The organism is Streptomyces sp. NPDC002573 (genome assembly GCF_042889625.1).
Taxonomy (GTDB): Bacteria; Actinomycetota; Actinomycetes; order Streptomycetales; family Streptomycetaceae; genus Streptomyces; species Streptomyces gibsoniae.
Genome location: NZ_JBIARC010000005.1, coordinates 269,334 through 278,962, shown reverse-complemented (window position 1 = coordinate 278,962; position 9,629 = coordinate 269,334). Strand labels below are relative to the sequence as shown.

The 9,629-nt window shown below is 72.0% G+C and carries 7 protein-coding genes and 1 pseudogene; 4 read left to right on the top strand and 4 right to left on the bottom strand.

Annotated elements, in window-relative coordinates; translation table 11 throughout:
• A pseudogene (locus ACFYX0_RS07710) lies at nt 1-396 on the top strand (bi-functional transferase/deacetylase); the annotation flags it as partial.
• 65 nt (nt 397-461) lie between these two features.
• Nucleotides 462-1,625 (top strand): metallophosphoesterase family protein, encoded by a 1,164-nt coding sequence (locus ACFYX0_RS07705; protein ID WP_388967566.1) that lies wholly within the window; start codon nt 462-464, stop codon nt 1,623-1,625.
• Between the two features lie 57 nt (nt 1,626-1,682).
• On the opposite strand, the gene ACFYX0_RS07700 is transcribed toward ACFYX0_RS07705, so the two are convergent.
• A complete protein-coding gene (locus ACFYX0_RS07700; RefSeq protein WP_388967563.1) occupies nt 1,683-2,936 on the bottom strand; it encodes a cytochrome P450 in 1,254 nt (417 codons plus the stop codon).
• A 140-nt stretch (nt 2,937-3,076) separates the two neighbouring features.
• Between ACFYX0_RS07700 and ACFYX0_RS07695 the strand changes: the two genes are divergently transcribed.
• Nucleotides 3,077-3,544: an SRPBCC family protein gene (locus ACFYX0_RS07695; RefSeq protein WP_355920348.1), complete on the top strand. Its 468-nt coding sequence runs from the start codon at nt 3,077-3,079 to the stop codon at nt 3,542-3,544.
• Nucleotides 3,541-4,263 carry a class I SAM-dependent DNA methyltransferase gene (locus ACFYX0_RS07690; protein ID WP_388967560.1) on the top strand — a complete coding sequence of 241 codons (723 nt, stop codon included), beginning with the start codon at nt 3,541-3,543 and terminating at the stop codon, nt 4,261-4,263. Before ACFYX0_RS07695 ends, ACFYX0_RS07690 begins: the two co-directional genes overlap by 4 nt.
• A 165-nt stretch (nt 4,264-4,428) precedes the next feature.
• On the opposite strand, the gene ACFYX0_RS07685 is transcribed toward ACFYX0_RS07690, so the two are convergent.
• The 3 genes from ACFYX0_RS07685 to ACFYX0_RS07675 all read right to left on the bottom strand — a co-directional run bounded on the left by ACFYX0_RS07685 (nt 4,429) and on the right by ACFYX0_RS07675 (nt 9,629).
• The gene (locus ACFYX0_RS07685) at nt 4,429-5,580 is read right to left on the bottom strand and encodes an XdhC family protein (RefSeq protein WP_388967557.1); all 1,152 of its coding nucleotides are present in this window, start codon (nt 5,578-5,580) and stop codon (nt 4,429-4,431) included.
• Nucleotides 5,581-5,630: 50 nt separating this feature from the next.
• Entirely contained in the window at nt 5,631-7,088 is a 1,458-nt protein-coding gene (locus ACFYX0_RS07680) for an NCS2 family permease (protein WP_388967555.1), read from the bottom strand.
• A 165-nt stretch (nt 7,089-7,253) separates the two neighbouring features.
• Nucleotides 7,254-9,629, bottom strand: coding sequence for a xanthine dehydrogenase family protein molybdopterin-binding subunit (locus ACFYX0_RS07675; protein ID WP_388967552.1), 2,376 nt, complete (start codon nt 9,627-9,629; stop codon nt 7,254-7,256).

Below are 9,629 nucleotides of genomic sequence, written 5' to 3'. Positions count from 1 at the left end.
CTCGACCCTGTCCGGATCATCGGGCTGTGGCTGGCCTTCCTGCTGCTGCAACTCCTCATGGGCTTGTACGCGTTCCGCCTGGACGGAGAACGCCCCGGCGCCCTGTGGAGCCTGCCACTGCAGCAGTTCGTCTACCGGCAGCTGATGTATCTGGTGGTGATCCAGTCCGTGTTCACCGCCGTGACCGGCTCACGCCTGCGCTGGCAGCGCATGGAGCGCTACGGCAGCCTGCAAACCCCAGCGGGCACTGAGCCGCCTCGCTTCGAGCCCACCCCGCAGGAACCCGGTTCCGCACAGCCGACACCGTACGACCGCCTCACCTGCTCGGCGCCGGATGACGGGCACCCTCAGCCCGCAGCCACGAACGGAATTCACCGAGCCGTCAGGACACGTTAGTAGCGACTGTTTTGATCGACTACTTAGCGTGCGTTGACCATTCCTCCAGTGGAAGGACACCGCACATGAACCGCGCCGCCAAGGTCTCCGCCGCAGCTGTCGGGCTGGCCGTCCTCGCGGTCACCGGCACCGCTGTCGCCGTCACGAACCACAGTGACAACGACTGGCCCTACGCCCACCACAGCGCGGCGTCGTACACCCTGGCGGCTGTCGGCGACATCGCCTGCGAGCCCGACGACGCCGAGAACGCCACCACCCCGACCGCGCTCAAGTGCGGCAGCCCGACTCTGGGCGGCATGAGCGCCGAGTTCGCCACCGCGAAGCAGGCCACGGACATGCACCCCGATGCTGTGGCACTGCTGGGCGACGAGCAGTACCAGGTCGGCAAGCTGACCGACTTCGAGCAGTCCTTCGAGCAGGCATGGGGCGGCCTGAAGATGCTCGAGCGTCCGGCACCGGGCAACCACGAGTACTACCCGTATACCAAGAAGGGCGACAAGGAGGCCGGGCAGAACGGCGCCGGCTACTTCGGCTACTTCAACGGCCATGACCAGGCCGGCACCCCGGTCACCCAGGGCCAGGCCGGCGACGACAGCGCCGACAAGCAGGGGTGGTACTCCTACAACCTCGGCAACTGGCACATCATCTCGCTCAACGCCGAGTGTGACTCCGACGCGTTCAACCACGACTGCTCCACGACGGGCAACGGCCTCCTCGGCCAGGAGACCCAGTGGCTCTCCCAGGACCTGGCCGCCAACAGGCGTCCCTGCACGATCGCGTACTGGCACCAGCCGGCCTTCAGCGCCACGACGGCCTCGACCGCCACGGTGCCCGCGTCCGCGCCGGGCGCCGGCGGCATCGAGGGTGCGGCGACCGACGCGTGGTGGAAGCTCCTCTACCAGCACCGTGCCACGCTCGTCCTCAACGGCCACGAGCACGCGTACGCCCGACTGCGCCCGATGAACCCGGCCGGCCAGTCCGACCCGGCCCACGGCATCCCGGAGTTCATCGTCGGCTCCGGCGGTGAGGCCATCGACACCCTCGCCGGCACGCCGGGCAACTACGCCAACCCCAACGTGGTCACCGCCCAGGCCAGCGCCTTCGGCGTCATGAGGCTCACCCTCAAGCCCCACGGCTACAGCTGGGACTACAAGCCCGTCCTGCCCGGCCCCGGCTTCGACTCCACGGCGCTGCAGTACAGCGACTCCGGCAGCGGCACCTGCAAGTAGGACCCCGGATAGTCGGGTGTGGGCTCGCGGGCCGGGCCGGGCCGGCCCGCGAGCACGTCAGATGGCCCTTGGCTTCAGCCGGTGGGCGCGGCCGCGACCACGTCCCTCTGCGATTCGGCGAAGCGGCCTTCCGTCAGCAGGGATTCCTGGGAGGGGTCCGACGACTTGCGGCTGCTCGCGGACGGTGGTTCGGCTCCGCCGGTCGACGGGGGCACGGAGTTGCCCGCGGGCGAGCTGGGCGCCGGGACAGCCGTGCACGCCGAGACCGAAGGCGAGATGGCGGACGGGGGCGCGGGTGATGTCGAACGCGTCAGGGCACGGATGCCGGGCACCGTCGCGGTTGGCGCCTCCGAAGGCGACGAAGACGGCCTCTCCGGCAGGGAGTTCGGTGCCGGCCAGGGTGACCGGCCGGGTCGTGACCCGGCGGAAGCCCTGCAACGGGCTGTCGTAGCGGGCGGCCTCCTCGACGGCCGCCGGAATGCGCTCAGGCTCCGCGCAGAGCAGCCGCCACTGGTCCCGGTGGCGCAGGAGATGCAGCACGGTGGTGCCGATCAGGGCGGTCGTCGTCAGATGCCCGGCGAGAAGCAGGTTCTGCAGATGGGCGACCTGCTCATGCCGCTGATTCAGCGTCAGATCCCCTTGCCCCGGGGCGAGATGGCTCAGCATGTCGCTGGTGAGGTCCTGGCCCGGGCGGGCGCGCCGGTCTCGTACCAGCGCGTCCAGGAGGTGCTGCATCGCGACGATGTCCTCGGCGGCGGCGATCTGCTCGTCCTCCGGCAGCGGGCGGAACAGCAGTTGTTCGGCGCTATGGCCGCCGTGCACCACGGCCGGCACGTCCGCGGGGTCCAGGCCGACGAGGCGGCCGATGACCTCGCCGGGCAGCCGCTCGGCGTAGGCGGACATCAGCTCGGCTCCCCCGTCCCGCGCGAAGCCGTCCACCAGGGCGGCCGCGCGTTCGGCGGCGTACGGCAGCACGGCGGCGACCCGCGCCGGGGAGAGTCCGCGGACGATCGGGGCGCGCAGCTCCTGGTGCCGTCTCCCGTCCGAGCTGACGACCACCGGCCGGCCGCCGAAGCCGCGGCCGAGCACGGCGAGCGCGGCGGGCGAGGGCAGGACGTCGGGCCGGAGCGCGCCCGCCGACGAGAAGTCCTCGGGCCGTCGCAGCACCTCGCGTACGTCGGCGTCCCGGGCCACCAGCCAGGCGTCCAGCTCGGCGACGCGGGTGAGCCCCTCGGTTTGCCGGGCGCGCGCGTAGCGCGGATGGGGATCGCGCTGCCACTCGTCCAGTTCGTCGTGCTGTTCGCGATCCACGGGCAGCCTCCGGCCGGGGGTGCGGGTCGCGCTCATCGTGACGCACGGGCGCGCGGGCGCGACAGGGGACCTCGGCGGAGCCCGGCCGGGGGTGCGCGTCGAGCCGCCCGTGCGCGGCGCCCGCTGCATACGATCCCCCGGTGGTCCTCTTCCGCCTCGAACGCCTCGTTCCGCTCCCCGTCGACCAGGCCTGGCGGCGGCTCACGGACTGGCCGCGCCATGCGGAGGTGGTGCCGCTGACCCGGGTGACCGTGCTCACCCCGCCGCCGACGGCCGTGGGGACGGTGTTCGTGGCCCGTTCCGGCGTCGGCCCGCTCGCCTTCGACGACACGATGGAGGTGACGGTCTGGCGGCCTCCGGCACTCTGCCGCCTGGAGAAGCGGGGCAAGTTGGTGACCGGTTGGGCCGAGATCGAGATCCGGCCGTACGACGAAGGGCGCTCGCGGGTGCTGTGGCGGGAGGAGCTGGCCGTGCGCGGACTGCCGGGGCTCGTCGACCCGCCGCTCGGGTGGCTGGCCCGGCGGATGTTCGGGCGAGCGGTGAACGGGCTGCTGCGGCTGGATCCGGGCCCTGATGTCAGCGGCGGCCCCTACAGTCCACCGCCATGACCGATGCCGCACGCCTGGAGACCACCAGGGCGTCCTACGACACCGTCGCCGGTCACTACGAACGGCTGCTCAGGAACACGATGGACACGAGCCCCTTCGACCGGGCCGTGCTGGGTGTGTTCGCCGAGCGGGTGCTGGCCGCCGGCGGCGGGCCCGTCGGGGATCTCGGCTGCGGTTCCGGACGGGTGACCACGTACGTCGACAAGCTCGGGCTCGACGCCTTCGACATCGATCTGTCGCCCGAGATGGTGGCGGTGGCCCGGCGGACCCATCCCGCGCTGCGGTTCGAGGTGGGGTCGATGACCCGACTCCCCCTGGCGGACGGCACGCCGGCGGGCGCCCTCGCCTGGTACTCCACGGTGCACACCCCGCCCCATGAACTTCCGCAGTACTTCCGGGAGTTCCATCGCGTTCTCGTCCCGGGCGGCCATCTCCTCACGGCGTTCAAGGTCGGTGACGAGTGTGTGCACCTGGACCATGCCTACGGGCACGACCCGTCCCTCGACGTCTACCGCGTCCGGCCCGAGCAGGTCTCCGCGTCGCTGACGGACGCCGGCTTCGAGGAGGTCGCCCGGCTGGTGCGCGCGGCGGACGAGCGGGTGAAGACCCCGCAGGGGTACCTCCTGGCCCGCAAGCCCGACCGAGTCCCCGGGCGCCCGCTGACGATCGGACGGGTCGGTTCGCCCCACGAACCTCACGCCGCGGCCCGTCGCGGATGACGGACCTGGGAGCGCAGGGCGTCGTGCTGTCGGGCGACCCGTCCGAAGGTCCGCTGCTGGGGAGTGTCAAGCCGAGACGGCGGCCGCCGGGGCGTGGCACCTTCGTGCGGCGCGGCGCGACCCGCGTGGTGCAGCTCGCCGCTGCCCTCGTCCCGCACCTGACGGTCAGGCCACCGAGCCGATCCCCCGCACCGTGCCCCGGGTCGGGTCGTGGTGGATCGGGGTGTGGGCGCCGGTGAGGGAGACGCCGCTGCCGCCGCGGCGGGCCGCCACGATCTCCGAGGCGATGGACAGGGCCGTCTCCTCGGGGGTTCGGGCACCCAGGTCGAGGCCGATGGGTGACCGCAGCCGGGCCAGTTCCAGCTCGGTGACACCGACCGCGCGCAGGCGTTCGGCGCGGTCCAGGTGGGTGCGGCGGGAGCCCATCGCGCCGACGTACGCCACCGGCAGGCGCAGTGCCAGCTTCAGCAGGGGTACGTCGAACTTGGCGTCGTGGGTCAGGACGCACAGGACGGTGCGCGTGTCGACCTGGGTGCGGTCCAGATACCGGTGCGGCCACTCCACGACGATCTCGTCGGCGTCCGGGAAGCGGGCGCGGGTGGCGAAGACCGGGCGCGCGTCGCAGACCGTGACGTGGTAGCCGAGGTACTTGCCGATGCGGACCAGCGCGGAGGCGAAGTCGATCGCCCCGAACACGATCATTCGGGGCGGCGGTACGGCCGACTCGACCAGGACCGTGAGCGGTGCTCCGCAGCGTGAGCCCTGCTCTCCGACGTCCAGGGTTCCGGTGCGGCCCGCGTCCAGGAAGGCGCTCGCCTCGGCCGCCACCGTCCGGTCCAGCTCCGGGTGGGCGCCGAAGCCGCCCTCGTACCCGCCGTCGGGGCGTACCAGCAGCGCCCTGCCCCGCAGCTCGGCCGGGCCCGTCACGATGCGCGCGAGCGCCGCGGCGGCTCCGGAGGCCGCGGCGGCCAGCGCGGCCGCAACCACCGGCCGGGCGGGATCGGCCGCCCGGACCGGGGTGACGAGGACGTCGAGGACGCCACCGCAGGTGAGTCCCACGGCGAAGGCGTCCTCGTCGCTGTACCCGAAGCGCTCCGTGACGGTCTCGCCGTCCTGGAGGGCATGCCGGCACAGTTCGTAGACGGCGGCTTCCACACAGCCGCCGGAGACCGAGCCGATCGCCGTGCCCTCGGCGTCCACCGCGAGGGCGGCGCCGGGCTGGCGGGGGGCGCTGCCGCCGACCGCCACCACGGTGGCGACGGCGAAGTCGCGTCCCTGCGCGGCCCACCGGTGCAGCTCGTCGGCGATGTCCAGCATCTCTCGGTCTCCTTGGCGGTATGGGGGGGAGGGACGACGGAGGAGGGCCGCTAGCGGACGCCCAGCCAGTTCTCGATCGGATGGAGGGCGAAGTAGACCAGGAAGACCACGGTCAGCCCCCACATGGAGGCACCGATCTCGCGGGCCTTGCCCTGGGCTGTCTTGATGGCGGTGTACGCGACGACACCCGCGGCGACGCCGGTCGTGATGGTGTACGTGAACGGCATGAGGACCACGGTCAGGAAGACCGGGATCGCGGTGGCGCGATCGCTCCAGTCCACATGCCGGGCGTTCATCAACATCATCGCACCGATGACGACCAGTGCGGCCGAGGCCACCTCCTGCGGGACGATCGCCGTCAGCGGGGTGAGGAACAGGCAGGCCGCGAAGAACAGCCCGGTGACGACCGAGGCGAGGCCCGTGCGGGCGCCCTCGCCGACACCGGTGGCGGACTCGATGAAGACGGTCTGCCCGGAGCCGCCCGCCACACCGCCGATCGCACCGCCCGCGCCGTCGATGAACAGGGCCCTGGACAGCCCCGGCATCCGGCCCCTGTCGTCGGCGAGACCCGCCTCGGTGCCCACGCCGATGACGGTGGCCATCGCGTCGAAGAAGCCGGCGAGGACGAGCGTGAAGACGATCAGGCCGACGGTCATCGTGCCGACCTTGTCCCAGCCGTCGAACGCCACATGCCCGAAGAGCGAGAAGTCCGGCATCGAGACCGCGCCGCCGTGCAGCTCGGGAGGCCCCCCCGCCCAGGCGCCGTCCTTGACGACCCCGGTGGCGTCGAGGAGCGCGGCGACGACCGTGCCGCCGCCGATGCCGATGAGGATGGCGCCGGGGACCTCGCGGGCCTGGAGCATGAAGATCAGCAGCAGGGTGCCGGCGAAGAGGAGGACGGGCCAGCCGGTGAGCTGTCCCGCCGGACCCAGGCTGAGCGGGGTGGCCTTGCCCTGGTGGACGAATCCGGACTTGTACAGGCCGATGAGGGCGATGAACAGTCCGATGCCCATGGTGATGCCGTGCTTGAGCGCCAGCGGGATCGCGTTCATGATCGCTTCGCGGAGGCCGGTGACGACCAGCAGCATGATGACCGCGCCGTACAGCACACACATGCCCATGGCCTGTGGCCAGGTCATCTGCGGGGCGACCTGGGAGGACAGGACGCCGGAGACGGACAGGCCGGCGGCGAGGGCGAGCGGCGCCTTGCCGAGGAGCCCCATCAGCAGCGTGGTCAGGGCCGCCGCGAACGCGGTCGCGGTGATCAGGGCCTGCCGGCCGAGGGTGTCCCCCGCCACGTCCCGGCCGGACAGGATCAGGGGGTTGAGCAGCAGGATGTACGCCATCGCCATGAAGGTGGTGACGCCGCCGCGCACCTCGCGCGCGACGGTGGATCCGCGCCGGGATATGTGGAAGTACCGGTCGAGCCAGGACCTGCCGGCCGGGACGCGGGTTTCCGCGCCCGCGTCCTCGGCGGTGGTCCTCGGCTCCAGGGACTGCTGGGTCATGGTGCCGTCTCCCAAGGTTCACAGGGGCACCCGCGGGCCGCCTTCGGCGGTCTGCGGGATTTGGGAAGGGTGCACGACCCGGGGGACGGCCCGAGACGAACGGTGGTGCTGTGTGCGCGCCGGCGCCGGGGCACGGATGCTCCCCCGGCGGCGGCGCGAGCGGGCCTACGCGGTGCCGGTGAGGTGTTCGGGGCGCACAGGGGTCCGGTTCAGCTCCAGCCCCGTCGCGTCGCGGATCGCCGCGAGGACGGCCGGGGTGGACGACAGGGTGGGTGCCTCGCCGACGCCGCGCAGCCCGTACGGGGCGTGGTCGTCGGCGAGTTCGAGCACGTCGACGGGGATGGTCGGGGTGTCGAGGATGGTGGGGATCAGATAGTCCGTGAAGGAGGGGTTGCGCACCTTCGCGGTCCTGGGGTCGACGACGATCTCCTCCATGACCGCGATGCCGAGGCCCTGGGTCGTACCGCCCTGGATCTGGCCGACGACGGACAGCGGGTTGAGCGCCTTGCCGACGTCCTGGGCGCAGGCCAGCTCGATGACCTTGACCAGGCCCAGCTCGGTGTCCACCTCCACCACGGCGCGGTGCGCGGCGAAGGAGTACTGGACGTGTCCGTTGCCCTGGCCGGTGCGCAGGTCGAAGGGCTCGGTCGGCCGGTGCCGCCACTCGCGTTCGATCTCGACGACCTCGTCGCCCAGGACGTCCACCAGGTCGGCGAGCACCTCACCGTCCTCGGTGACGACCTTGCCGCCCTCCAGCAGCAGTTCGGCCGTGGCCCAGGCCGGGTGGTACGGGCCGAACCGGCGGCGCCCGAGCTCCAGGACCCGTTCGCGTACCTGCTCGCAGGCGTGGCGTACGGCTCCGCCGGTGACGTAGGTCTGCCGGGAGGCGGAGGTCGAACCCGCCGATCCGACCCGGGTGTCCGCGGGCTGGATCGTCACCCGGCTGACGCCCAGCTCGGTGCGGGCGATCTGGGCGTGGACCGTGACGCCGCCCTGGCCGACCTCGGCCATGGCCGTGTGCACGGTGGCGACGGGCTCACCCGCGACGACCTCCATACGGACCTTGGCGGTGGAGTAGTCGTCGAAGCCCTCGGAGAAGCCGACGTTCTTGATGCCGACGGCGTAGCCGACGCCTCGGACGACGCCCTCGCCGTGCGTGGTGTTGGACAGTCCGCCCGGCAGCTGCCGTATGTCCGCGCCCTCGGAGCTCTCCCACTGGCGCTCCGGCGGCATGGGCATCGCCTTGACGCGGCGCAGCAACTCGGCGACCGGGGCCGGGGAGTCGACGATCTGCCCGGTCGGCATGACCGCGCCCTGGGACATCGCGTTCCGCCGGCGGAACTCCACCGGGTCCATGCCGAGCTTCCTCGCCACCTTGTCCATCTGGGCCTCGTAGGCGAAGCACGCCTGGACCGCGCCGAAGCCGCGCATGGCGCCGCAGGGCGGGTTGTTGGTGTAGAGGGCGAGGGCCTCGATGTCGACGTCGTCCACCACGTACGGGCCCACGCCGAGCGAGGCGGCGTTGCCGACGACGGCCGGGGAGGAGGAGGCGTACGCGCCGCCGTCGAGGACGATCCGGCATCGGACGTGCGTGAGCTTGCCGTCCTTGGTGGCCCCGTGCTCGTAGTACAGCTTCGCCGGGTGGCGGTGGACGTGTCCGAAGAAGGACTCGAACCGGTTGTAGACGATCTTCACCGGTTTCCCCGTGCGCAGCGCGAGCAGACAGGCGTGGATCTGCATCGACAGGTCCTCGCGGCCGCCGAAGGCGCCGCCGACGCCCGCCAGGGTCATCCGGATCTTGTCCTCGGGCAGGCCGAGCACGGGCGCGATCTGGCGGAGGTCGGCGTGCAGCCACTGGGTGGCGACGTAGAGGTCGACGCCGCCGTCCTCCGCGGGCACGGCGAGACCGGACTCGGGTCCGAGGAACGCCTGGTCCTGCATGCCGAAGTGGTACTCGCCCTCGACGATCACATCGGCCCGCCGGCGCGCCCGCTCCACATCGCCGCGGACGATCGGCTGACGGTGGACGATGTTGGGGTGCGGGACGTGGCCGGAGTGGTGATCCGTACGGTTCTCGTGGATCAGGATCGCGTCCGGGGCCGTCGCGGAGGCCTCGTCGGTGACGAGGGGCAGTTCGCGGTAATCGACCCTGATCCTGGCGGCGGCGCGGCGCGCGGTCTCCGGGTGGTCGGCCGCGACGACGGCGACCGGCTCGCCGTGGTGGCGCACCTTGCCGTGGGCGAGGACCGGGGTGTCCTGGATCTCCAGACCGTAGTGCCGCACCTCGGTCGGCAGGTCGTCGTACGTCATCACCGCGTACACACCGGGCGTGGCGAGGGCCTCACTCGTGTCGATGGAGACGATCTCGGCGTGCGCGACCGTGGAGCGCAGGATCTGGCCCCAGAGCATGTCCTCGTGCCACATGTCGGACGAGTAGGCGAACTCACCGGTGACCTTGAGGAGTCCGTCCGGCCGGAGGGTCGACTCGCCGATGCCGCCCTTGGTGTGCTGAGTGATCTTGGTGGGAGCGCCGTTGGGCAT

Excerpts from the sequence above, each read along its gene's own strand:
- ACFYX0_RS07705 (WP_388967566.1), top strand. The coding sequence starts at position 462 with ATGAACCGCGCCGCCAAGGTCTCCGCCGCAGCTGTCGGGCTGGCCGTC.
- ACFYX0_RS07680 (WP_388967555.1), bottom strand. The coding sequence starts at position 7,088 with ATGACCCAGCAGTCCCTGGAGCCGAGGACCACCGCCGAGGACGCGGGC.
- ACFYX0_RS07690 (WP_388967560.1), top strand. The coding sequence starts at position 3,541 with ATGACCGATGCCGCACGCCTGGAGACCACCAGGGCGTCCTACGACACC.
- ACFYX0_RS07685 (WP_388967557.1), bottom strand. The coding sequence starts at position 5,580 with ATGCTGGACATCGCCGACGAGCTGCACCGGTGGGCCGCGCAGGGACGC.
- ACFYX0_RS07675 (WP_388967552.1), bottom strand. The coding sequence starts at position 9,629 with ATGCCCAACGGCGCTCCCACCAAGATCACTCAGCACACCAAGGGCGGC.